Source organism: Halobacillus aidingensis (assembly GCF_900104185.1).
In the GTDB taxonomy this organism is placed as follows: domain Bacteria; phylum Bacillota; class Bacilli; order Bacillales; family Halobacillaceae; genus Halobacillus; species Halobacillus aidingensis.
The window spans coordinates 86,909-109,826 of the sequence record NZ_FNIZ01000013.1 but is presented as its reverse complement, the minus strand read 5'-3'; the positions used below and the strand labels follow the sequence as shown (position 1 = coordinate 109,826).

Sequence of the window (22,918 nt, the reverse complement as noted above, 5' to 3'; positions counted from 1 at the left end):
GCGATTCATGAAGTAAAAGCATCGCTATATAAGTATTACGAACAAGTGAAAGCCAGTGGTTTAATGGAGTTCAATCAGGCCGTTCAGACCCTGAAGAATTGGCAAGTTGAAGTGCTGAATAGCTTTTCCTTCAATTACAGCAATGGTTTTATTGAGGGGTTGAACAATCAAACGAAAGTCATTAAACGGAATGCGTTTGGATTTAGAAGATATGATCGCCTTCGATTTAAGGTGTTACTGCATCATCAATTCAAAGAATTAAAAGACTTTCAAGTAGGATAAGGAGTGGGAACAGGCTTCCCACCCCAACAATTGACGTAGAACCTTTTTTTTAATAGATGGGCTTTGGTTAGGTAAGATTTAGAATTCTATTCAGAACTGGGAAGATTATTTCTTTTAGTAAAACTTATAATCCCACCGAGAAGAACAGTTTCAATACCGAATCATCATAAGGGCACAAAACTCCCAAGACGCGTTATTCTATAAACGCGCTTCTGCATCTTTGTAAAAATGCTTCTATCAAGGCGTCATGTTGAATTCATTGGTGCAAAGCCTCTCGAAACAGCTAAGGACTCCACGTTTTTTAGAGGTTTTTTGAAGACACTTGTCTTAATAAGAGTCTTACTCCAGTTTTGCCCCCGATTCTTGAAGCCTTGAAATTGAGATATAATGAACCAGATTTTTCACTAATGATCCTGTTAGCTTAATTATCTTCCTCCCAACCTATTTTCTTAATAATAACAGCTATAACTTTATTTTCATTAAACCCAAACTCTATATTTATATTATTATCTTTATCAAAATATCCAAGGGTATCTAAGCCACTTTCAACCCTTTCATAATAGTTCTCACCGTATTCTTTAATTACTTGTTCTTTTGTATCTCCGATTTTAATTTCTTTAACAGTCTCATATATTTTGGAGTTTTCGTGTGTTCTTCGAATGAATAATCGAATAACCATGTCATCTACAAAACCAAACTCCACACCATCGTAACTTAAATATTTTGACTTAGGATCTTCTATTTCTTCGACTTCAGTTGGTTTCCCAAAAGTGTTTATTACATCGTTTTCATATGAATTTATTGATATAGAATTGATATTTTCACCAGAGAGCTCAATACTCTCTGTGCTTTCATAAAAATCCATCGTTTCCTTCGCTAATGGTTCACATCCTATTAAAATTAAGAACATAACTATAGTTGAAATTACTGTTGGTATTTTTAGATTTCTCCTCAAAATAATTCCCTCTTTTTACCTGGTAGAATATTTTACCATATAACCAAAAATCCTTATTCAATATTATTGCTTCGTCAGTTATACAATCTAAATTCCCAAAAGATCTTTATACTTATGTAATAAGGGCGAGCATTCTTTTAAGCATCCCCCCCAATAACGGAAAACTTGAATTCGTGATACCCTCAACTTATATCTGAACTTTTCTTATTAAAAAAATTTGATGTGATTATCATCAATAATCCTATTACTATCATAGGGATTGATGCAGATTCTAATAAATGTGGCATGCCATCGATACCAAAAATCTCACTAAAAGCAAATCCAGCAGCAAAAATCCATAAACCTAAATAAGCAAGCCATTTTCCTGTTGTGGTTTTCCTATTTGAGAACATCCACATTCTCCTTTCAGCAAGTGCTATTTCATTTCACATTTTCTAAACAAATTAATCAATAATAAGTAAGCAAATACATCATATCAAATTTACAGTTTAATGGAAATAATTACCATATTGGTCGTATATACCTTTAATTATCTCGAAACTGAGTCTTAAACAACCCTGCCCGTTTGCGGGAGACTCAGTTTCAAGATATATAACTCATCTTCCTTTTTATAAACAAAGTATTAATAATCCCTTCCATCAAAAAATAAAATATCACTAGCTGTTTTTTGTAACTATCTTTATAACAATGATCTAATATTTCCAGGCAATTCCACAGGCAAAATGTGATTGAATTTCAAGGCTCAAGTTTCTATGAAAGGCCTGGGTTTGAAGGAGTACAGTAAAATATTCAATAAGCTTACCGGGAATAAAGCGATGTACAGATAAAATGAAACAGGATCACCACCCAGGCCAAACTCATCCACGATGTACCCACTGCTATAAAGGCAGACACTGCCAATGATCAAGCTTATCGATGTGACGAAGAAGAGCGTCCATCCACTCACCTTCTCTTCCTTTTGAAAAATGAGGAAAATCGTAACAAGAATCGATGTAAGGACTAATAATATGAATACGGGTCTCAACATAACAAATGTTTCCATAAAATCCCTCCCTCCATGAGTTTATCATAGGAACCATTCAGAGGTAGACGCTATCTTTTGATTTCAAAAACGGAAACTCGTAGACTTGAATGAAGAACTGTTAAAGGAGTGAAGTTCATGGCACAAGAAATCAAAGGAAAAATCGCTTATGTGACCGGAGCAGGTCGCGGCATCGGACGCGCTACGGCTTTGCAGATGGCGAAAGAAGGAGTTCATGTCGGGCTGATCGCAAGGACAGAAAGCCGTCTTGAAGACGTAGCCGAGGAAGCACGTTCCTACGGAGTCCAGGCAGCTGTAGCTACCGCTGACATTTCCGACATCGACCAAGTGGAAAGAGCGATCCAGCAGTTAAAAGAAGAGCTTGGTGAAGCGGACATTCTCATCAACAACGCAGGCATCGGTGTGTACGGAAAATTCCTTGAACTGGAGCCAGAAGAATGGAAACGGACGTTTGAGGTGAATGTATACGGTACCTATCATGTCACGAGAGCGGTCCTGCCAATGATGAAGGAAAAGAACCAAGGGGACATCATCAATATTTCATCAAGCAGCGGCCTTAAAGGCACCGCCGGCTCCACGGCTTATAGTGGATCAAAGTTCGCTCTTCAAGGTATGATGGAAGCCTTGATGCAGGAAGTGAGAAGGGACAACATCCGCGTCTTCACATTGAATCCGAGTCTCGTCGCTACAGAACTCGCTCTAGGCGAAGACATGGAAGGACAGGATAAAGAGAAGTACATGCAGCCGGAGGACCTTGCTGAATACATGGTCTCTCAATTGAAGTTACACCCTCGTATTTTCATCAAGCAGTCGCTTCAATGGGCGACCAATCCTTTTTAAGTTTTATACTGGCAGCATCAACAACTCTTTTACATTGAAGATAATAAAGGAAACGAAAAACGCTTGGATTTAAATATCCAGGCGTTTTCTTTTTCTATACATTAACGAACAAACCAAAAGTTCAACCAGTAAAATAATCTTTGTAATAGATGATTGTGATGATAAGCGCTACCGTGGTATATCCGAGAGCAGTATAAAATACAACCGTGGGGTTGAAATTCTGTTTTTCCTCTTCGATCTTCAATCCAGTCCGGGCCTGGACCCCCAACCTGACCGTATTGGAAGCAAAACCACCTTTTGAATTAAAGAACCACACGATGGTCATGACGACAACGCCAACCAAAAAGGAATACTCAATAAATTCACCGCTAAAAAAAGAAGCGACTCCGTAATTGATCAGTACCATGACAAAGACAGTAACGATTGCCCAAATGATATTCTTTCCTATCATCATCCCCTCCAACTATGTATCTTATTGACTGCTTTATTTACTTTACGAAGGAAAAGACGGAAAGTTTCGAATTTTTTCATAAAATCATTGAGGATAATAACCTATCAAAGAAGAAGAAAAGTCAAAACCATGAGTGCTTTACACTGCCGTGTTTTACGATTCATTTATCCCCCTCTCCCGTTCCATTGAGTAATTATCATAGAAAAAAAGGCTGACGAATGAACGTCAGCCTTCCCTTCTATTCTTTCATCCACTTTGGTTTCCCGAAACCTTTGAATTCTTCATTGATAATCTTTTCAAACTCCTCTGATTCCACAACTTCTTTAATATCTTTCACAAACTGTGCATCAAGATCTTCCGTCTTCACGGCTACACGGTTACGGTAATCATCAGGCATGTCTTCCAAAGCCAGCGCATTCAGGAGATCCATTCCCGCAGCCAAGGCATAGTTTCCTGGAACCATGGACAAATCTTCGCTATCGACGAGACGCGGCAGTTGACCAGCTTCCACTTCGACAAACTCGATATTCTTTTTATTCTTCGTAATATCATTCAATGATGCGCGTAATGGATCGACGCTGTCATCGACCTCAACAAGACCTTCATCTTCAAGCACAATCAATGCACGAGCAAGGTTTGTCGGATCGTTCGGTACACCCATCGTGCTTCCTTCTTCAATACTTCCGATATCCTCGTATGTATTTGAATAGATTCCCATCGGGGCTGTCGGTACAATGATGACTTCAGATAGATCCAGGTTGTTTTCCTTCGCGAAAGACTCTAAATAAATTTTATGCTGAAAAAGGTTCGCATCCAAATCTCCATTCGCAAGGGCTTTATTGGGCTGGACATAGTCCGTGAATTCTTTGTTCGTCACTTCGTATCCCTTTTCCTCTAATAGTGGAGCAATCGCTTTTGTGACCATATCGCTGTAGGGTCCGGCAGTAGCACCGAAGCGAATCGTTTCTTTTCCAGAAGCATCTGCACTTTCCTCTTCTTCCCCGCATGCAGCGAGAAAGGCAATCGATAATAAAGTGACGCCTAATAAAATGATTTTTTTCATGATGATTCCTCCTAAGTATGATTCAATTCTTTTTCACAGTTTTTGCAATGTAATCGCCGGTGTATTGCACGATTTGGACGAGGACAATAAGCAGGATGACGGTGGTGAACATGACAAAGTTATCGTAGCGGTAGTAACCATATCGAATCGCCAAGTCCCCGATCCCTCCGCCACCGATGGCACCTGCCATGGCCGAGTAACCAATCAGACTGATGGCTGTGATGGTCAAACCGCTGATCAGCCCGGGCTTAATTTCCGGAAAAATGATATCCTTGATGATTAACCAAGGGGAAGCTCCGCAGGCGATGGCAGCTTCGATCACCCCTTTGTCAATGTCACGTGCAGACGATTCCACGATCCTTGCGTAAAAAGGGATGGCAGCAACCGAAAGCGCGACCGAAGCTGCTACAGGACCGGTCGTCGTCCCAATCAAGAAATTAGTAAAAGGGAATAAGAACACTAACAATATAATGAACGGGACTGAACGAATTAAGTTCACCACGACGCCCACGATGCTTTTAACGGTGCGATTCTCGAGAAACAAATCCCGGTCCGTCACAAACAATAGCAACCCGAGCGGAAGGCCTGCGATTAAAGCGACGACCAGTCCAATGCCTACCATGATCAGTGTTTCGATGAATGATTTATTCAGCTCTGGCCAGAGATTGATCAGCTGATCGATCATCTTGCAGCACCTCCACTTCTCCAAGCTTTTCTTTCAAATCTTGTATGGCACGGTGGACAACTTTTTGTTCTCCTGTCAATTCCATCACAAAGGTACCGAGAGCCTGGTCTTGAATGTAATCGATCTTCCCATGCAGAATATTGGCCCGTACGTTATACCCCTGTAAGAGATCTGACACAATCGATTCGTTGGCCGAGTCCCCTTTGAACGTCATATGTACGATGGTCCCTTTCCTTTCTGAAAGGATCTTTTCCGGGATACGGAAGTCAATCACCGTTTGGATGAAGCGTTTCGTCAATTCGTTTTCAGGAGCAGCGAAGATTTCGTATGTAGAACCCTGCTCAACAATTTTTCCGTCTTCCATAACGGCGCAACGGTCGCAGATTTCCTTGACGACCTCCATCTCATGGGTGATCAGGACGATGGTAAGGCCGAGTTCACGATTGATCCTTTTCAACAGGTTCAAAATTGATTGCGTCGTATTCGGATCAAGCGCTGAGGTCGCTTCATCACACAAAAGCACCTTAGGATCATTGGCAAGCGCTCGCGCAATGCTCACCCTCTGCTTCTGTCCTCCACTCAACTGGGCCGGATATTGATCGGCTTTATCTGAGAGACCGACAAGCTCCAATAATTCCTGTGCCCTTCTTTTTCTTTCCTGGCGGTTGACGCCGGACGCCTTTAGAGCGAATGCCACATTTTCCAAAACGGTTTTCGCCATCGCGAGGTGAAAACCTTGAAAGATCATTCCGATCGATTGTCTGGCCTTCCTCAAGTCCCTGGAATTCAATGTCATGAGATCGATTCCATCGACCATGACCTTCCCTTCGGTCGGGCGTTCCAAAATGTTCATGCATCTTAAAAGGGTGCTCTTCCCAGCCCCGCTGTACCCGACGACTCCAAAAATTTCCCCTTTTTTGATATCCAATGAGACGTCATCGACTCCGATCACGGTTTTCCCCTTGGATTGATAGACTTTGCTCAGTTGTTCCAATGAAATCATCGGCTTCCCCCCTGATTAAATAAGTTCCCACAAAAAAACTCCCGCCCTTTACGGGAGAGAGTTTCGCATGAAAGACTGCCAAACTCTTATCTCCCAGAATAGGAACATTCTGAAGGATGTAGCACCACTCCATAAGGAAGGTTGCTGTGATATCTACGGGCCTTCTCCCTCCATCACTCTCGATAAGAATTTTCGTTTATGTTTTAACACTTTAACGTATGTATTAGGGTTTGTAAATAATTTTCTCAATTTTTTAAATTATATTTTTTCAACATTGACATTTAATTTTAAGGTATGGATAATAATGGGCATATCTTGAAAGGGGGATTGAGATGGAGTCTATAAATGTTCAAGGATCTCCGAACTTTTACAAGTGTGAACCCGGTATACTGAAAGAATTACCGGAACTTATCAAAGATGAGCCGTTCAAACATGGGACCATCATCCACGGAAAAGATTCATGGGCCATGGCCGAATCATATATGCCAGAATTTCCGTTTAGCATCGGAACCATTTCGTATGACGGGGAATGTACCCATCAGGAAGTGGCAAGGATCAAGGAAAACGTCTCTCCTATTACGAACGTCTTGATCGGTGTCGGAGGCGGGAAAATTCTCGACCTCACTAAAGCGTGCGGCGAGGCGCTTGATCTTCCAGTCATCCTGATTCCTACACTCGTATCCAATTGTGCAGCCTGGACACCTTTAAGTGTGTTTTATGATGAAAATGGCAATTTCATTGAATATACGATCTACAAGAGAAGTACATACATGGTCATCGTAGACCCTGACATGCTCGTTCATGCTCCCGTCGAATATCTCCGTGCGGGAATTGGAGATACAATTGCCAAATGGTATGAAGCCGACGTTCTGACGAGACATATAAAAGAAAAGCCTGTCCCTTTAGAAATGGCCCTTTACGCTGCAAAACTGTGTAGAGACATTCTGTTCGAGAAAGGAAAAGCCGCCGTGCATGCCAATGAAAAAGCTCAATGCACTGCTGCATTCACACGTGTCGCTGAAACGATCATAATGGCAGGAGGTATGGTCGGAGGCTTTGGAGATGGTTACGGAAGAATATCCGGTGCGCACTCCATCCACAATGGGCTGACCAAAGTGCCGGGGGCTCATATGTTTTTGCATGGAGAGAAAGTAGCTTACGGCATCCTCGTCCAATTAGCACTCGAAGGAAAAACAGAACAAATAAAGCAGCTGATTCCTTTTTACAAATCCATGCGGTTGCCTTTATCACTCAAGGATCTGGATGCTGATTCACCAGAGGATATAGAGAACATTTCCTACTATTCCACACGGCCAAGTGAATCGATCCACCTTATGGGAATTCATGATCAAACGCAGGTAAGAGAAGCAATCCTAGCCGTTGAAAATAGCTTAGCCTCATTGTAAAAGGGCTAAGCTATGATTCTGCGGGCTAAATAAATTCCGCTCGCCGCCGCTTGAGACAGGGAATGCGTTTCCCCGGAACAATCCCCGATCAAGTACAAACCTGACAGCTCCGTCTCAAAATGCTCATCTGTGAAGATCTTCGCTTCATAAAATTTACTGTCCACCCCATAAAGGATGGTATCGCGATCGATTTCCTCGCCAAGCAGCCCTTCCAACGCTTCAAAAAACTCAAGTAGCGCCTCTATATAAACGGACGGAACTTCTTTGCGGAGATCTCCCGCTTCTGCTTCAAGCGAGGGGTGAATAACGCCTTCGGAAAAATGGTCCGACGGTTTTCCCACCAATAAATCTCCTAACTTTTGCGCCACAATCCTGCCCGTCCCTTGATTGATGCCGCCAATCACATGATGAGCTTCTGCCATGGCCTCTGTTTGATTTTTGAAGTACCGCGGAACGAAAAGAGTGAAATTCAAATTCTGACTCGGTTCTTCCTCGTTCTGATTCTGTCCATCCGGCATCACCAGGCCATGCTGATACTTGCGTATGATTCTTCCACGCGGATTCATGCAGTAAGTGGTTGCAGAAAAACGATCCGTTATGTAATGCAGTTTCGTTTCAAAGGTTTCCTGCAGGATGGCATCGAACTGATTGCCGCGCATCTCCACTCGTACCCCCAGATCTAATCGTGTCTCCCCCGCCTTTAACCCTAATTCTGCTAACATGGATTTCAGCCAGTCACTCCCACTCATGCCTGTAGCGAAGACAACCTTCCTGCTTTGGAACCGTCCGTGACTTGTATCGATCGAAAACAAACCTTCTTCTTTTGTGACTCTTGTGACATCTGCTTTGAAAGTGAAGGTCATCTGTTCATACATATCCTCGTACATGCATTGAAAGATCCGACGAGCAACCCTTGTCCCCAAATGCCGCACTTCTGTTGAAAAAACTCGTAAGGAGTGCTCGGCTGCTTTCTTAGAAAGTTTTTCATTTTTAGTACTGTATTTCTCTACAACATCGCCTCCATAGGAACATAAAAGGTCATCCACTTCGTCCATGAGCGCAAGCGTTCCCTTTTCGCCGATCTTCCTTCCCAGCTGTCCACCGAAGTCGTTCGTATAATTGAATTTCCCTTCTGATTTTCCGAGTCCTGCAAATCCTACGTACCGATCGCACGGGCCTTCACAAGTGCACGCTTCCTGCTGTAATCCACACGTCCGTTCAGCCAGTGGCTTTCCTTTATCGATGACATGGATGTTCAAGTCCGGATGTTCCTTGGCTAGCGTATAAGCAAGAAACACACCACTGACGCCGGCACCAATGATCGTCACGTCACACACAGGATCACGCCCCTTTTTCACGGACTTTGGCATAGATGCACGTGTCGGTTAAACGCTTTCCATCGACAGAGAGATCGTCGTTGCGAAGGGTTCCTTCCAATTCGAAACCGAGCGATTCCGGAATGGCGCGGCTTCTTTTATTTTCAGATTCGCAGCGGATTTCCACCCGTGCTCCTCCTAAATCATTCAACGCGTACGCCGTCAATGCCTCCACCGCTTCCCGCATGTATCCTTTTCCACTGTGAGCGGTATCCATCCAGTACCCAAGTTCAAACTTCGGCACGTCCCAGTCCATTCGATGAAAACCTGTCGAACCGACAAACGTCCGGTCCTCTTTCAGAAAAACGAGATACCTTAAATTCTGCCGCAGCAAAAATTTTGCGTGCGCTTCCCTTGCGTTTGATTCTGTGTCTTCGACGGTCGGCGTCTCCTGGACGAATCCGAGCCATGGTTTCAGTTCATTCACAGACCTTTGAATCGCTGCATTGACCGCTGTTCCGTCGCCGGGCTCCGGCATTTTCAGGATCAGCCGTTCTGTTTCTATGTGTGTTTTGACGTCTCGCATTACTGGATTCATAGTCCCATCCCCTTGTGTTTCGATTTCATCCTTATCCTCTATCAAACAAGAATTCCTATTTTTTTGCAACAACTATATTCAAACCTTTCTAAATTTTTGTATAATAGACGGAAATTCACGTATGAAGGAGGGATTGGATGACGAGAAACCGCGCATTTATCATGATATTTCTTGGCGCATCCCTGTGGGGCATCATCGGTCTGTTTGTAAACGAATTGTACGAGTATGGGTTCTCCCCCATTCAAGTCGTCGCTCTCCGAGTGACCTCAGCGATGGTCATGCTGTTCAGCTACATCCTCGTTTCCAATAGAAAGCTTTTGAAAATAAAACCAGCAGACTCGCGCTATTTCTTCGGGACAGGGGTCATCAGCATCGCTTTGTTCAACTGGTGCCTGTTCAGTGCTATCGAAGCGACTTCCATGTCGATCGCCTTCGTACTCCTTTATACAGCGCCTGTTTTCGTAACTATTTTTTCAAGAATGTTCTTTAAAGAAGCTTGGACAGGGAGAAAACTGATTGCGCTTTTTACAACTTTTATCGGATGTACGTTCGTCATCGGATTACTTCCCGAACTTCAAGCCTCCTTGTCACTGGCCGGTTTATTATTCGGCCTTGGTTCTGGACTGTTTTACGCTCTATACAGCATCTTCGGGAAGGTCGTTTTGAAAAAGTATCCTTCATTGACGGTGACCTTATATACTTTTGTTTTTGCAACCTTTGCGGTGGTTCCTTTCAGCCGTCTATGGAACAATGCGTCTATCCTGACTGACATCCGCGTCTGGCTGCTCGTTCTCGGTCTGGGACTCCTCTCGACCGTTTTGCCATTCCTCCTATACACGAAAGGCCTCGAGCATGTGGAATCGAGCCGGGCTTCCATCGTCGCCACCATCGAACCAGTCGTCGCGACACTCGTTGGTTATTTCGTTTATGCGGAGGTGATGACGGTTTACCAATATGCAGGGGTCGTGCTCGTCCTTTTATCGGTCATCATTGTGCAGGAAGCGAAAAAGAAGCCTGCTCAGTACAAGGAAAAGTCCGCTTCTTGATTCGTTAAGTCACTTTGAGATGGCGTTAGGGTACTTTTTTCTACGTTAGGACACTTTGGCTTAGCATTAAGTTACTTTGGTCGTGCGTAAGGATACTATCGTTCTCCGTTAAGTCACTTTCGAATACGGATAAAAAACCAGCTCCTCAGAAAAGGAGCTGGTTTCTCTTTATTTCGTATGAATGACGACCGTCGTCAATGGATCGATGGTAATCCCATTCTTGCTTAGCTCGAAACCGGATGGGGCTTTCACTTTTTTGCGTCCAGCTTCGTCATTGTCGACGAGCACTTTTCCTTTTTTCAAATTAGCATCAAGCGTCAACGTACGTTCTTTATCATCGGCGTTGATGAACACGTAGTAGCTACCTTTCGCTTTTTTGCCAGGATCGACAGCTTTATAAGCAAGCATCAAATCCGTCTCCTGGATTTCAGGTGCATCAAGGAGCGTCACGTTTTCTTCGACTGCTTCCTCAGAACCGAGGCGGAAAGCATCTGTCCAGCGTCTCAGTTCGATCAAGCCTTTCGTGTATTCCATCGTTTCCTGTTGGATGCTCGGCTGTGATACAGCCTGCCAATCGAATTGGTTGATCACATCGGTAGAATCGTAGGAATCATGGATGAAGTAAGGATCCTCAAATGGGTTCCCGTTTTCATCAACCATGTATGTGGACTTCGCTTCTGGAACGTCATCTGCTTTCCACTGCTTCGTGCGGCCGTATTCCTGACCGGCATGAAGGAAGGAGATTCCCTGGCTTGTCAGAATCATAGAATTACCGAGGCGGATCCGCTTTTGGATTTCTTCTTCATGCTTCGCTGGATCCTTTTTGATGGACTGTGCGATGACGTCATGAAGAGTCAAGTTGTCATGTGCTGCGATGTACTGGACGATATCGCCCGGATCGTCTTCCGTCACATTTCCAGGCTGTCCTTTGATGTTGTTGAAAATGGTATCAATGTTACGAGCGCCGCCCGTGATGAAACGCGGCTCCCCTTCACTGCCGAAACCGGACTTCAGTTCATTCCTGATTTCATCAGAGAAGACCGCCACTCCATCCGTTTCATCCATCCAATCTTGGTCAGCAGGTTGAACGCCTTCTCCTGAATTATCACCTGCGTACGTTCTCCACCCTTCTCCCAACATCAAAATGTCAGGATTCAAAGCTTCCGCTGCGTCGTATGCGGCTTGGACACTTTCTGCATCCAGGTCACCCATCAAGTCGAAGCGGAAACCGTCGACTTTGAATTCATCCGCCCAATATTTGATCGAATCGACCATAAGCTTACGGGACATTTCGTGAGTCGTCCCCACTTTTCCTCCGCCGTAACCGACTTTGGCATTCCCTTCCTCATCCATGAAGTGATAATAGTTCGGGACAAGGTCTTCAAGGATGCTCACTTTAGCTGTGTGGTTATACACGACATCCAGAATGACGCCCATCTTGCGTTTGTGAATTTCCTTGATCAGCTGCTTGAACTCTTTGATTCTTTCTTCCGGATCTTCCGGACGCTCGGAATACATACCGGAAAGAGCGAAATAACTGTGAGGGTCATAACCCCAGTTGTAATTGTTTCCTGAAGCGGAATACTCACGTTCACGTGTGCTGCTGTCGAGCTCATCACCGAAATAATACTTCATGACAGGCAGCAATTGGATGTGTGTCACACCAAGTTCTTGTACATAATCGAGCTTTTCTACAAAAGCATCGAACGTGCCGAACTGCGAATCCAATTCTCCTTCGATACTTGGATCAGAAGTGAAGTCACGCACATGTGCTTCCCATATGATCGCATCTTCACGCTTTTCATAGCCTTTGATTTTGGCAAAATCAAGTTTTGGCCCGATGTCAGAAGGATCGACAATCGCCGCTTTTCCTACATCATCGTTATCCTCATTGTTCGAAGCCGCCATGGACTTGGCATAAGGATCGAGGGCAAGCTTTTCCTTGCCATAGGCTTCGATTTTGTATTGATAATAATAGTTGTTGAGGTCTTTGATCCCCGTATTGGCCGCATCCAGCGTCACAGTCCAGACGCCATTGTCCCCTTTTTCCATCGGGATGTCATTGTTCACGACTTCATACTGATCGTCTTTATCATAAAGAACGACAGAAACATCGGTCGCGATCGGAGACCAAAGCTTCAGTTCAGCTGTACCGTCGTCGTGTAACGTCGCCCCGAGGTCGTCCCCGTCATACGCGAACTTTTCATCCATCAGCTTCCAGTCGACAATCACATTCGTTTCTTCTTCTCCATATTGGATGGTGTACGTTTGAGTGAGATCGAGAGCTTCTGCCGTTTGAAGGCGAACGTCTTGTCCATCCACATCAGCAGATTCAATGATGACCCGCTCTCCATCCGCCCCCTTCAGGACGAAATCAGAACGATCCGCACTTTCCTCAACCTGGCTCATCTTTGCTGAAATGAGCGTCTCATTTTTGATTTTCGCTGACTCGACGTAAGTCGTCAGGACAGGTTCTTCCAAATAGACTTCCTCCTTTCCTTGGACCAGCCAGAACTCCGTTTCACCGGTCGCTGGAAAACTTCTGTCATTCGGAGTATCTTTCATATCCCCCTTATGTACGATAAAGTTCAATCCGTTCTTAATGTCGATGACCGGGATTTCCACGGACATTCCGAAGTCAGTTTCATCCGTAAACTCCACCGGGTCCGACCAATCCGTCCCTTGTTCAATCGCAGGATTGGAACCGTCCTTATTCCATAGGTGCAGTCCCCATCCTTCATAGTTTCCATCTAATCGTTTGTAATGGATGGTAACGGTTTCATTTGATTCCGCAAAAGTCTTCGTTGAACTGACCGACGAAAAAGATGTCGGAACCGCCAGCAAAAACACAAGCACGACGCTGATGACCACTTTCCACCACTGTCTTCTTATCCTCAAATCATTCTCCTCCTTTTATGAGTATCTGAGTGCGATGCACACCAATTAGTGCAAACGCTTTCACAAACCAATATACCATACATTTCCTGATTGTGAATAAATATTCAGAAAATGATGGAAAAGGAAACGATTGTCCTGTTTCCATAGTCCCAAGTTCTAAACTTACTTTCTCTGAATAAAATGATGAAGGATTAATTGGAGGTGTTTGTATGTCAGCAACACGTATTCTCATGTGGGTGACCGCTACTTTGGAAGCATGTTTAGGTATCCCTTTTGTTGGCGGAACCTTTGTCATCTCATTATTATGGACTCCTTTAGCCGTCATGCTTATCCTTCATATCATCACACTTGTGCTCTCTCAGCAAAAAGGGAGAGAAACGAGAGGGAGCATCCTCGGAATCGTCACCTCATGCGTCGGCTGGGTTCCTTTTGTCGGTATGGTCATGCACATTTTGACGGCCATTTTCTTATTCATTGATGCGGCGGAAGCGGATCCGGAAATGGAAAAAAAACTCGCATAAAAAGGCGCCTCATGCCGAGGCGCCTTTTTTACATATGGACTCTATTCTGGTGCTCTTTATGATACGTTCGTAACAAAACTAGAAACGATATTTCCAAGATTAATAAGGCAGCCAAACCTACGATAAACAGTGGAATGGTCACGTTCTCAGGAATATTAATGGAAAATGGAAGGAGCGCAAAATAAACAATATGCGTCGCAAGATAAACCCGGAAAAGTTTGCGGGTTTTTTTTCTTATATCTTCATTGCCTTCATTTCTCGACCAATCCATTAGAACATAAAAAAGGAAGTAGGACAGGACAAGATGAACGACACTCGTGAACTGATGGTAAATCGTGATAAGATCAGTGCTGATACTGACACCCATGGTTGTGCCTGTAGGCTGTCCAATGAAGGCTAACGGAATTGCAAGGACACTGATGATCAAAGCTGTCGACCTCGCCCCCTTCATCCCTTTCAAATTCCCATCCATTCCATTCAATGCACTTAATACCATGAGATACCCGATGAAATCAGCCAAGACTTCAATTTGACCAAGATGGATATCTATTAAAACGAGAAGTAAACCTCCGAAGATCCGATAAAAGGGATTCATTGGCTCCCTCTCCTTTCAATAAGGAGTTCCATCTGCTCTGGTGTGAACTGCGGATGATTCGAGACAAGGAAAGGCTGTGTGAATGGGGTGCCATTCTCCGACGTGCCTGTAAACTCAATTTCATAGGAATAAGCGCGAATCGAGTCCGGCTTTTCCTGCATCGTCAATCTGATGCGGTCGCCCTGCTTCATGTCGATAGGGAAATCGATGTTTTCCAGTGGCGCACCTGCCACCTGGCTCCATTCCTCATCCAGTTCTTTAGAGTATGAACGTGGTCCTCCAGCATCGGGCGTACCCGTTAAATCGATCGATGGCGCGTACAATTTCATCTTTAAATCATCCTGTACTTCAGGAAACGGTGAGGACATCGAATCTATTTTCAAATCTTCTTTTACTGTATAAGTGCGAAAGGACCGTCCGTTACTGCTACTTGAAGTTCCTTGTGAACGGAATATTCCATTTCCCTCCCTCAACTCACTTGATTCAACCGTGCCAATATCCGCTGTCATTGTTTTTCCATCATTGAAATGGATCGTGGCTTCTCCTTCATGATCGACTTCCAATTCTCTCATTTGCTGCTCATCAAATCCTGTTTTTTTCAGCAGGTAGTGCGTAGACCTGCTTTGGACATCAGGCCCATATGCAGGATTTCCGTTATGAAATCCGTAGTAATCTGATTTCGCATGTAAAGTCGTTCCATCACTGAACTCTACACTCATCACATGAGATGACTCATCTCTATTTGTTAAGTAATAAAGCTCGAACACCCCGGCACCGCCGTAATAGTGTTCAAGAAAAATCGGTTCCTCCAATTGCTTGGATTGATAGAACCATAGGTTGCCTCCCCAACTGATGGTGATGATCAGCAGAGAGATGATAAATGTTTTTCCTTTCATATGTATCTTCCTAACTCTTAATCTTTTCGTTGGCCGTGATTGTTCGTTCATGACCGCGCGCGGCTCAAACTTCCTGCGCGCGACTCGGACTTCCTGTGCGCGACTCGCATTTTTTAAATGGATGAAACCACCACACTCAGTCATCCGTACTGTTTAGTAATTCTTATAAAGAAAGCGAGACGATTATGTTCCATCATTCTACCTACTACACACTGCAAACCGAAACCATCATGGCTCATCAAAGCGCCCAGTACAGCATTTTAGATAGCGAGAATCAGAGAGTCGCCACGTTTGAGGAAGATTCTTCTACATCTGGCCATTGGCTGAACCATGCTTTGAAAGTGTTCAATCTTGATCAAATGGCCAGCTTACATATCAAGCTTTTATCTCTTAAACAAGAGGTCATCGCTCATATTCATCGCAAAAAAGGGTTCTCAAGCGATGTCTCCATTCAAACGGCAGATTCTACGTTCGACCTTCATTTCAAAGGGAGCGTTTCACAAAAAATCATAGCCGAATCTGCGGGAGAAACCCTTTTTGAAGTGGATGGGAAAAACATGGCTTCTGATTTTGAAGTCAAATCAGGTGAAGGACAAATCGCTACGATTCAAAAAAGATCGATTCCAGCACCGACCACAAAAGAAGCCTGGCTTTCCGGAGACCTTTACCATGTAAGAGGCCGCGAGTGGACCGAAGAACAAGCGATTCTGTTATTATGTACAACCTTGATGATTGACCTAACCTACCATCACAGATAGAGCCAGTTCATGGCTCTTTTCTTATATCATGAGTGCGATTTGAATGAAAGCAAGAAGGAAGTAAAATGCCGCGTATTTCTTTTGATCATCCATCCAATTTTCTACAGCAAGTAATAAAAAGAGTGCTCCGATGATAAGTGCATTGGTTTGGGAAGAAGGGTTGAATCCTTCATGAAATAAACTGACCGTCATCCAGAGGATAGCCATGACACCGCAGACGGCGATGAAAATTCTAAATGCTTTCATGCGGCCATCCTCCTACCCTTTATGTATTCTTCATAGTAATGCTCTTTCGCTTTCCATTTCTTAATACCATCTCTAAATCCCACAGCCAGCCCAATAACCAGGAATAGACCAAACATCATCCATGAAGCGTTCGCTCCGATAATTGCAGGAAACAATACTTCTAAACTTTTGGACAGTGAAGATCGGAATTGAAAAAGAAACCGGCGGTCCCTCCACTGTTCATCCCAAATCTGCCACAACTCTTCATTCGTTTTTCTACTCATATACGTTTCATAAAGAAAAAATCCATAAAAGATAACAGCCCCTAGATAAAAAAGACCTGGAATCATTTCAAAAAAGATCTGCCCAAAACCGATACACAATACCATCAACAAGAATAGATGCCACATAGAGCTGCGAGCTTTGTTCCTGATCTTTTTCTGATCCACACTTTCTTTTTCCAGCGCTTCTTCCATACAAATCCCTCACATTATGTAATCAAGTAAATAGTAAACTGTAAAAAGAAAACCCACACATTAGTAAACTAAAAGCGATAGCTAAGGTCGGTTCCACTTTCTTTCCATTTTGAATATCTTTCACCCTCATTGTGACAATTGACGGCACGGAACAGATCCATAATAACTCCCATCGAAAAGGAAAATCTGTAAACAACGGTAGGATGAGAGCTGAAAATCCAGCGACTAAAAAAATAACACCTGCCCTGTCCCAAAACTTGTACATCGATCCCCCCCCTTAACGCTCCACCGGTCCCATTGTAACAAAAATTTCCGTTTTTATGGAAAAAAATAACCCTTCCTGGACTAGGAAAGGTTACGATTCATCGACTGGATACACCCCGTCTTCATCATGGACTTCATCCCCACTGATGGGTGGATTGAAGACGCAGATCATCCTCATATCCGTTTTCGCCCGTAACAAATGCTCATCATGTTCATCTAGCGCATAGAGGACGCCCTGCTCGATCGGCCATGTCTTTTGGTCTTTGAGCGTGATGACTTCCCCCTCTCCTTCGATGCAGTAGACCGATTCCAGGTGATGCTTGTACCAAATGTGTGTTTCTGTACCTGCGCGGATGATCGTGTCATGGACCGAATAGCCCATCCCATCCTTCTTGACGATGAGACGCCGGCTGTTCCATGTCCCTCCATCGACATCCTGACTCGTCCCGATCACATCTTTCAGTGCTACAACCTTCACAACATCTCCTCCTTCTTTTCCAATCTATTCCCCATCCAAAAGAGTAGAACGCCCCTTTCAAGGACTTATGGAAGTAAAATACATCTCGAGACCTACAAAAGATACACCCACAGCCACTGATCCATTTGTTGGAAGAACTCTATACTGGTCTTAGATGCAAAAAAAGGAGCGGTGATAATGAAGAAGTTATACAAAACCCTTGTTGGCGCAAGTGCCTTGATGACATTGGCTGGATGTTCCTTCGTCCATGCTGGTGAACAAGTGGAAGAGACACAACGGATCCAACAAGATGATGCAGATCAACTAAAAGTGGAAATCGATATGGGTGTCGGAGAGCTTACATTGGGTACAGGACCTGAGGACTGGCTGGAAGGTTCGTTCATTTATCCTGAAAACCGTTTGACTCCAGAGCTTTCTTATCAAGACGGCACCATCATGCTCTCCCAAACGAAACAAAAAAAGAAATTCATCAACAATCAAAAGAGTGAGTGGGACGTTCTCTTAACGAAAAAGATTCCTGTAGAACTTTCCATCCAAACGGGGGCATCAGAGTCCACCCTGGATCTAACAGCAGCGAAATTGCAGAACCTTTCCATCGAGACTGGTGTAGGGGAAATGACTGTCGATCTATCCGGTGATTATGAGGAAAGCTTTGATGCAAAAATCGAAACAGGGGTCGGGGAAAGCACTGTATACGTGCCTAAAGAAACAGGTGTGAAAATCACTGCAGAGAAAGGGATTGGGGATATAAGTACGGATGGCCTCACAAAAATGGGAGATTCATGGGTGAACGAAGCGTATGATTCTAGTGAAACACGCATTCATATCGATGCTGAAATGGGAGTCGGAGACTTGAAGTTCATCGTAAGATAAAATCTAATGGACTTTTCTTGGAACGGTAAAGCGCAAGCTTAGTATGAGAAAATATATGAAACAAAGAAAGCCGCTTGGACCATGTCTAAGCGGCTTCCTCTTATCGGCTTTAAGATTGCAGTCGAACTTTGCGCATATTTTTCGCTTTATACATCTCCTGATCCGCCTCATCCAAAATGCTTACAAAATCCCTTTGACCAAACTCGAACTCACATACTCCGATGCTGAGGCTGACAGGGATGTGGTGTCCATCTTGGAAAAAAGGCGCCTCGAAAGCATGGTGGATGCGGCTACATAATTCTTCGGCACCCTCCCCATTCTGCATTTTTTGCAGAATAACGAATTCATCACCGCTCAACCTGTCCACCTGTGCGGTCTCTTTCACCATTTTCTGCAGGACGGTAGCGATGGATTTGAGCATCTCATCTCCTGTCATGTGGCCGTATGTATCATTGATTTTCTTGAATTCATTCACATCAATGAACAACAGCGCCTATGCACCGCTCTCCTCCCGGTTGAGGAAACGCTGCTGTAGGGCCTGCCTGTTCGGGATACGGGTCAGATCATCATGGAGGATGGTGTTCTGGGAGTGCTCCAGATTGATGAGCGTTTTGTTGATGTTCCGATTCAATTCACCGATAATGCCCCCGGAACGAAACTTCGTTCTTGCTGACAAGTCCCCGTTTCTAACTGAATTCAACACCTGGTTCACATGACGGATGAATACTTTTGTAAAGTAAAAATAAACCAAATAGTTCACCATTCCTAACAGTGACCCCGCAAAGACTGAAGCGATCATGAAATATATGAACAGCTGCTCGGGAATCGGGATGAACTGATCGAGCACAAGCGAAAAACTGATGCCCATCAGAACCCCAAGAGCGATATAGATGACGAGCATCCACCTTAAATAATTCGATTTCATATCAAGACGACCTTTCCAAAAGGGTACGAATAAATACGCTTCTTTGACGTCATTTAGACCTAGGTATATTTACTCTAAGATGAAAATACCCCTCCTGCTACATTTGAAACTTTCGGATGTTCAAATGATTCCGGACAAGGCCTCCGCTTCTTTTTTCAACGATTCCGCCGACCCGACGACTTGCTTGTAACCCGCTGACGCTTCGTTGATCTGCCCTTGACCGTTTTCCACGTCTTTTCTGATCTGCTCGGTTCCTGAGGTGATATTGGAAATCTCTTTTGTAATATTATCGATATTTTCACGGACCTCTCCGATCGATTCTTCCACTTTCGTCGAAAGCTTCCGTACTTCTTTCGCGACGACATCAAACCCGCGACCATGCTCCCCGGCACGAGCTGCTTCAATCGCTGCATTCAATGACAAAAGGTTCGTCTGGGCAGCGATATCACGGATCGTCTTCACGACGCCCTGGATCTCTTCCGCCTGTTTACGCAAATCTATGAGAATATCCGTATTATCTTTTGATTTGACAGCGATTTCATTGATTTTGTCATTCAGTTCTTCATGTTGGCGGACCCCTTCTTCGGCCCTTGTATTTAAGGTAAGGGACATCTTCTTCAAACGTTCCACCACTTCAGTGATTTCACTTTGACGCTTCGTAATATCTGTCGCGACTTTCATGACTCCGACGATTTTAGCGCCATCGTAAACAGGCATGTAGGTCGCTTCAAGCCAGACACGATTTCCTTTCGCATCTTTCCGCTCTATTTTATCCTGGTAGCAGCGCCCTCTCAACAAGCCGTTCCAGAACGTATCGTAGTCCCTGCTCTTGGCAAAATCATCAAAACAAAAGTTCTGATGATGCAAACCGATCATGTCATCGGTCGATCTGAACTGCATCGTGGATGAGAAAATTTCATTCACATAGGAGACTCTCCGGTCTGTACCGAATTGGATCATCGCCAAATTCTTTTCAGCCGCTTCAAACATCAGGTCTTTCCTCACAACAGACTCTTCTAACTTATGCACCATTTTACCAGTCCTCTCCCGTCTAATAATCCATAATACCTATCTCTGTATTTGTTCATTATAATCAGAGGAAAGATGTCTGGCAATTTATAATGTTTGAGACGAAGGGAATATAGCTGAAACTTTACAAAACAATAACAAAAGCCCGGAACAACAGTCCCGGACTTTCGATTATTCTTTAATCATGGTAATGAAAGGACACACATCCGTTTGAAAAGAAGCTCGTTTAACAAAACCCATGTTCTCATACAGACGGATGGCCCGCTTGTTGAAGGTGGCCACCGACAGTCGCACCGGTTTCCCTTCATGTTCCGCTTCGATTTGGGCGAGGACCGTTTTCCCAAAAAGATTCCCGTTCCCCTGCCCTGTAAGTGATGGATGCATGCCGAGGCCCATGTCGACCGCCGCTTCATCATAGACGCCATCCTTCTCTCCAGCCGGAACTTTCGCGCTCTCTCCTGTGCAAAAGAAGCCGATGAGTGCTCCTGTCTCATCCAAAACCGAACGATAACTTCCGTCCAACCGTTCGGCAAGCGTCTCTTCTGACAGTTCCACATTGTAAAAATCATAAGGCGGCTTGTACGTCCACTGGAGAGATTCTTCCGCAAACTCTTTCGTCATTTCCTGTACAGAAAGCTTCAACCTGCTCCCCCTCTTTCAACACCAGTCCTGTTCGTAATGTTCCATTTCAGCACGCATCATCTGCAGCCGCGACTTTTCCGGTGCTTTTTTGATGTTATATTTCTTTTCATACCGATACGCGCCTTTCCGGTGCGCTTTCGCCAACTTTCCAGGGTGCTTCAGCCATGGATGCCTGGGGTCACTTTCCTCATACTGTCTCACGTTCACAAGAAAGTCCAGATGCTTCCGGATGATGCGCTCCCTGTGATGGCGGTAATAATCGGTACTTCTGTTTTTCATGGTTCCACGTCCTGTTCCTCGAGATTTGACACGATCCCATAAGGAGGATCAAGGAACTCCCTCTCCCTACAGGAACGTATCAAATGGCGTGGTTTTCATCATCATTTACACCTCCGTATGCATCAGGCGAGCAGACACTCGTGCTCATAGAGGTACGCATACCTCAAGTCGATGAAAAGGAAGTGCTGATCCGTCAGCGGAAAACTGAACGTCCTCACCATTTCCTTCGTTTCGATATCTGAATAAAGGCCAGAAAGCAAACCGGTATTGAGGGCTTTCATCTGCATGACGTTTTCGAGGAAATACGGACGGAACGCCCAGTTGGATCCCCGCTTATGCGGCTCCAGTTCCCATACATCCGTCTTTTTCCTGAAGTTTGAGGACACTTGCTGCCCGTCCATATGACAGATGAACATCCGGAAGCTTTCTTCATCGAACTTTTCGGTGACCCCTTCGATGAAAACATCCGCTTTCTTCGGCCCTTCCCACTTGGGCAGTAGATCCTTCACTTTTTTCTCCCATGCTTTAATGAAATCATGGCGCTTTTGCAAGAGACTTTTCTCACGCTGGACGTAGCCGGCCATCTTCTCCCCGATATTCAGAGCCAGTGACTCCCGGTCAACCGGTTGGAAAGCGGGATAACCGAGGTAGAATCCTTGATAATAGCGGCTGCCATGTTTCCACGCGAAATAGAGCTGATAATCATCTTCTATGTTTTCAAAAAGGAGCGCAGCACCGATCCTGTGGGCGAGCATCGACATCGAGAACATGATGTCATGGAATGTGTCGCCGTTCTGCTGGCGGATGATCCTCGAGTCGATCTTCAGGATATGCGGCTCCAGCTGCCGGATGCGGTCGATGTTCGAGCTTTTTGCTCCTACATGGTCGACAGCGATCTGGATGCCGTACGTTTTGTAATAGAGGAGCAGATGGTTCAACGTCTCGAATTCTTCATCGAAATCATGCTCCGTCACTTCAATGACGATCCGCTTCATATCCAATCCTTTTTGTTCATAATCAAGCAGAGATTGTAACAGGTCGTCCCCATCATTGATCATTAGCTGCTTCGCATTGCGGTTGATGAACAACAGCCCATCGGTCCCTTTTTCTAAAATTTGTTCGACCGCAAGCTTTAGTACATGCTGATCGACTTCGACTTTGAATTCTTCCGGAACGTCGGGGTCTAGGAAAAAGGGACCTAAACTATGCCATGTTCCATCCTCTTCGTAACGAGCCAAAACTTCGTGGCCGATGACGTCTTGATTGATCGCGCTGACGATCGGCTGGAAGACCGGTCTTATTTTATGTAAATTGCCTAAGATATCCAGTGGATCCATATGTCCCCCTCCTGCTCTTCATCTTTATCTGTATC

General features: G+C 44.5%; 29 protein-coding genes and 1 riboswitch. Of the genes, 7 read left to right on the top strand and 22 right to left on the bottom strand.

The genetic code is table 11. The annotated features are described in order from the left end of the window. Nucleotides 1-282 (top strand): transposase (locus BLS23_RS13370; RefSeq protein WP_143015253.1); only part of this gene is annotated, 282 nt, incomplete at its 5' end. Nucleotides 283-703: 421 nt separating this feature from the next. Here BLS23_RS13370 and BLS23_RS13365 read toward each other — a convergent pair. The 3 genes from BLS23_RS13365 to BLS23_RS13355 all read right to left on the bottom strand — a co-directional run bounded on the left by BLS23_RS13365 (nt 704) and on the right by BLS23_RS13355 (nt 2,279). Then, nucleotides 704-1,237 carry a hypothetical protein gene (locus tag BLS23_RS13365; RefSeq protein ID WP_089653057.1) on the bottom strand — a complete coding sequence of 178 codons (534 nt, stop codon included), beginning with the start codon at nt 1,235-1,237 and terminating at the stop codon, nt 704-706. Between the two features lie 182 nt (nt 1,238-1,419). Further along, complete coding sequence (locus BLS23_RS13360) at nt 1,420-1,629, bottom strand: hypothetical protein (RefSeq protein ID WP_089653054.1); 210 nt, start codon at nt 1,627-1,629, stop codon at nt 1,420-1,422. Between the two features lie 350 nt (nt 1,630-1,979). Beyond that, a complete protein-coding gene (locus BLS23_RS13355; RefSeq protein ID WP_089653052.1) occupies nt 1,980-2,279 on the bottom strand; it encodes a hypothetical protein in 300 nt (99 codons plus the stop codon). Between the two features lie 117 nt (nt 2,280-2,396). Here BLS23_RS13355 and BLS23_RS13350 point away from each other — a divergent pair, with 117 nt between their 5' ends. Next, nucleotides 2,397-3,119: a 3-ketoacyl-ACP reductase gene (locus tag BLS23_RS13350; protein ID WP_089653050.1), complete on the top strand. Its 723-nt coding sequence runs from the start codon at nt 2,397-2,399 to the stop codon at nt 3,117-3,119. A gap of 121 nt (nt 3,120-3,240) precedes the next feature. Here the strand turns inward: BLS23_RS13350 and BLS23_RS13345 are convergent, their stop codons facing one another. From BLS23_RS13345 to BLS23_RS13330, 4 genes are all read right to left on the bottom strand, one after another. After that, complete coding sequence (locus BLS23_RS13345; RefSeq protein WP_089653049.1) at nt 3,241-3,570, bottom strand: hypothetical protein; 330 nt, start codon at nt 3,568-3,570, stop codon at nt 3,241-3,243. A gap of 238 nt (nt 3,571-3,808) precedes the next feature. Then, complete coding sequence (locus BLS23_RS13340; protein WP_089653047.1) at nt 3,809-4,633, bottom strand: MetQ/NlpA family ABC transporter substrate-binding protein; 825 nt, start codon at nt 4,631-4,633, stop codon at nt 3,809-3,811. Between the two features lie 22 nt (nt 4,634-4,655). Continuing rightward, the gene (locus tag BLS23_RS13335) at nt 4,656-5,318 is read right to left on the bottom strand and encodes a methionine ABC transporter permease (protein WP_089653045.1); all 663 of its coding nucleotides are present in this window, start codon (nt 5,316-5,318) and stop codon (nt 4,656-4,658) included. Next, nucleotides 5,278-6,321, bottom strand: a complete 1,044-nt coding sequence (locus BLS23_RS13330; RefSeq protein WP_089653044.1) for a methionine ABC transporter ATP-binding protein — start codon at nt 6,319-6,321, stop codon at nt 5,278-5,280. Before BLS23_RS13330 ends, BLS23_RS13335 begins: the two co-directional genes overlap by 41 nt. 83 nt (nt 6,322-6,404) lie before the next feature. Further along, nucleotides 6,405-6,510: riboswitch (SAM riboswitch) on the bottom strand. A 143-nt stretch (nt 6,511-6,653) separates the two neighbouring features. On the opposite strand from BLS23_RS13330, the gene BLS23_RS13325 reads away from it, so the two are divergent. After that, a complete protein-coding gene (locus BLS23_RS13325) occupies nt 6,654-7,727 on the top strand; it encodes an iron-containing alcohol dehydrogenase family protein (RefSeq protein ID WP_089653042.1) in 1,074 nt (357 codons plus the stop codon). A 5-nt stretch (nt 7,728-7,732) separates the two neighbouring features. Here BLS23_RS13325 and BLS23_RS13320 read toward each other — a convergent pair whose 3' ends face one another. Both BLS23_RS13320 and BLS23_RS13315 read right to left on the bottom strand, forming a co-directional pair. After that, nucleotides 7,733-9,064, bottom strand: coding sequence for an FAD-dependent oxidoreductase (locus BLS23_RS13320; RefSeq protein WP_089653041.1), 1,332 nt, complete (start codon nt 9,062-9,064; stop codon nt 7,733-7,735). 4 nt (nt 9,065-9,068) lie between these two features. Continuing rightward, the gene (locus BLS23_RS13315) at nt 9,069-9,641 is read right to left on the bottom strand and encodes a GNAT family N-acetyltransferase (RefSeq protein ID WP_089653077.1); all 573 of its coding nucleotides are present in this window, start codon (nt 9,639-9,641) and stop codon (nt 9,069-9,071) included. A 137-nt stretch (nt 9,642-9,778) separates the two neighbouring features. Between BLS23_RS13315 and BLS23_RS13310 the strand changes: the two genes are divergently transcribed. Next, nucleotides 9,779-10,687, top strand: a complete 909-nt coding sequence (locus BLS23_RS13310) for a DMT family transporter (protein WP_089653039.1) — start codon at nt 9,779-9,781, stop codon at nt 10,685-10,687. Nucleotides 10,688-10,855: 168 nt separating this feature from the next. Here the strand turns inward: BLS23_RS13310 and BLS23_RS13305 are convergent, their stop codons facing one another. Further along, nucleotides 10,856-13,585: a pullulanase gene (locus BLS23_RS13305; RefSeq protein ID WP_089653037.1), complete on the bottom strand. Its 2,730-nt coding sequence runs from the start codon at nt 13,583-13,585 to the stop codon at nt 10,856-10,858. Nucleotides 13,586-13,794: 209 nt separating this feature from the next. Here BLS23_RS13305 and BLS23_RS13300 point away from each other — a divergent pair, with 209 nt between their 5' ends. Continuing rightward, nucleotides 13,795-14,106, top strand: a complete 312-nt coding sequence (locus BLS23_RS13300) for a hypothetical protein (RefSeq protein ID WP_089653035.1) — start codon at nt 13,795-13,797, stop codon at nt 14,104-14,106. Nucleotides 14,107-14,134: 28 nt separating this feature from the next. Here BLS23_RS13300 and BLS23_RS13295 read toward each other — a convergent pair whose 3' ends face one another. Continuing rightward, entirely contained in the window at nt 14,135-14,701 is a 567-nt protein-coding gene (locus BLS23_RS13295) for a hypothetical protein (RefSeq protein ID WP_089653033.1), read from the bottom strand. Then, the gene (locus BLS23_RS13290) at nt 14,698-15,597 is read right to left on the bottom strand and encodes a hypothetical protein (RefSeq protein WP_089653031.1); all 900 of its coding nucleotides are present in this window, start codon (nt 15,595-15,597) and stop codon (nt 14,698-14,700) included. Before BLS23_RS13290 ends, BLS23_RS13295 begins: the two co-directional genes overlap by 4 nt. Nucleotides 15,598-15,782: 185 nt before the next feature. Between BLS23_RS13290 and BLS23_RS13285 the strand changes: the two genes are divergently transcribed. After that, nucleotides 15,783-16,355, top strand: a complete 573-nt coding sequence (locus BLS23_RS13285) for an LURP-one-related/scramblase family protein (RefSeq protein ID WP_089653029.1) — start codon at nt 15,783-15,785, stop codon at nt 16,353-16,355. Nucleotides 16,356-16,376: 21 nt separating this feature from the next. Here BLS23_RS13285 and BLS23_RS13280 read toward each other — a convergent pair whose 3' ends face one another. The 4 genes from BLS23_RS13280 to BLS23_RS13265 form a co-directional block, all read right to left on the bottom strand. Continuing rightward, a complete protein-coding gene (locus BLS23_RS13280; protein WP_089653028.1) occupies nt 16,377-16,601 on the bottom strand; it encodes a hypothetical protein in 225 nt (74 codons plus the stop codon). Continuing rightward, a complete protein-coding gene (locus tag BLS23_RS13275; protein ID WP_089653026.1) occupies nt 16,598-17,056 on the bottom strand; it encodes a hypothetical protein in 459 nt (152 codons plus the stop codon). The genes BLS23_RS13280 and BLS23_RS13275 overlap by 4 nt, the downstream gene beginning before the upstream one ends. A 22-nt stretch (nt 17,057-17,078) precedes the next feature. Further along, nucleotides 17,079-17,321 carry a hypothetical protein gene (locus BLS23_RS13270; protein WP_089653024.1) on the bottom strand — a complete coding sequence of 81 codons (243 nt, stop codon included), beginning with the start codon at nt 17,319-17,321 and terminating at the stop codon, nt 17,079-17,081. Nucleotides 17,322-17,411: 90 nt separating this feature from the next. Continuing rightward, nucleotides 17,412-17,798: an ectoine synthase gene (locus BLS23_RS13265; protein WP_089653022.1), complete on the bottom strand. Its 387-nt coding sequence runs from the start codon at nt 17,796-17,798 to the stop codon at nt 17,412-17,414. Between the two features lie 177 nt (nt 17,799-17,975). Here BLS23_RS13265 and BLS23_RS13260 point away from each other — a divergent pair, with 177 nt between their 5' ends. Continuing rightward, nucleotides 17,976-18,671 carry a toast rack family protein gene (locus tag BLS23_RS13260; protein ID WP_089653021.1) on the top strand — a complete coding sequence of 232 codons (696 nt, stop codon included), beginning with the start codon at nt 17,976-17,978 and terminating at the stop codon, nt 18,669-18,671. 109 nt (nt 18,672-18,780) lie between these two features. Here BLS23_RS13260 and BLS23_RS13255 read toward each other — a convergent pair whose 3' ends face one another. The 6 genes from BLS23_RS13255 to BLS23_RS13230 all read right to left on the bottom strand — a co-directional run bounded on the left by BLS23_RS13255 (nt 18,781) and on the right by BLS23_RS13230 (nt 22,883). After that, the gene (locus tag BLS23_RS13255; protein ID WP_167356086.1) at nt 18,781-19,158 is read right to left on the bottom strand and encodes a GGDEF domain-containing protein; all 378 of its coding nucleotides are present in this window, start codon (nt 19,156-19,158) and stop codon (nt 18,781-18,783) included. A gap of 6 nt (nt 19,159-19,164) precedes the next feature. Beyond that, nucleotides 19,165-19,596, bottom strand: coding sequence for a methyl-accepting chemotaxis protein (locus tag BLS23_RS13250; RefSeq protein ID WP_143015271.1), 432 nt, complete (start codon nt 19,594-19,596; stop codon nt 19,165-19,167). Between the two features lie 120 nt (nt 19,597-19,716). Further along, nucleotides 19,717-20,628 (bottom strand): methyl-accepting chemotaxis protein, encoded by a 912-nt coding sequence (locus BLS23_RS22150; protein WP_089653018.1) that lies wholly within the window; start codon nt 20,626-20,628, stop codon nt 19,717-19,719. A 168-nt stretch (nt 20,629-20,796) separates the two neighbouring features. After that, nucleotides 20,797-21,267: a GNAT family N-acetyltransferase gene (locus BLS23_RS13240; RefSeq protein WP_244157208.1), complete on the bottom strand. Its 471-nt coding sequence runs from the start codon at nt 21,265-21,267 to the stop codon at nt 20,797-20,799. Between the two features lie 15 nt (nt 21,268-21,282). Further along, nucleotides 21,283-21,546, bottom strand: coding sequence for a hypothetical protein (locus tag BLS23_RS13235; RefSeq protein ID WP_089653017.1), 264 nt, complete (start codon nt 21,544-21,546; stop codon nt 21,283-21,285). A gap of 122 nt (nt 21,547-21,668) precedes the next feature. Beyond that, nucleotides 21,669-22,883, bottom strand: a complete 1,215-nt coding sequence (locus BLS23_RS13230) for an EAL domain-containing protein (RefSeq protein ID WP_089653016.1) — start codon at nt 22,881-22,883, stop codon at nt 21,669-21,671. Nucleotides 22,884-22,918: the final 35 nt, after the last annotated feature.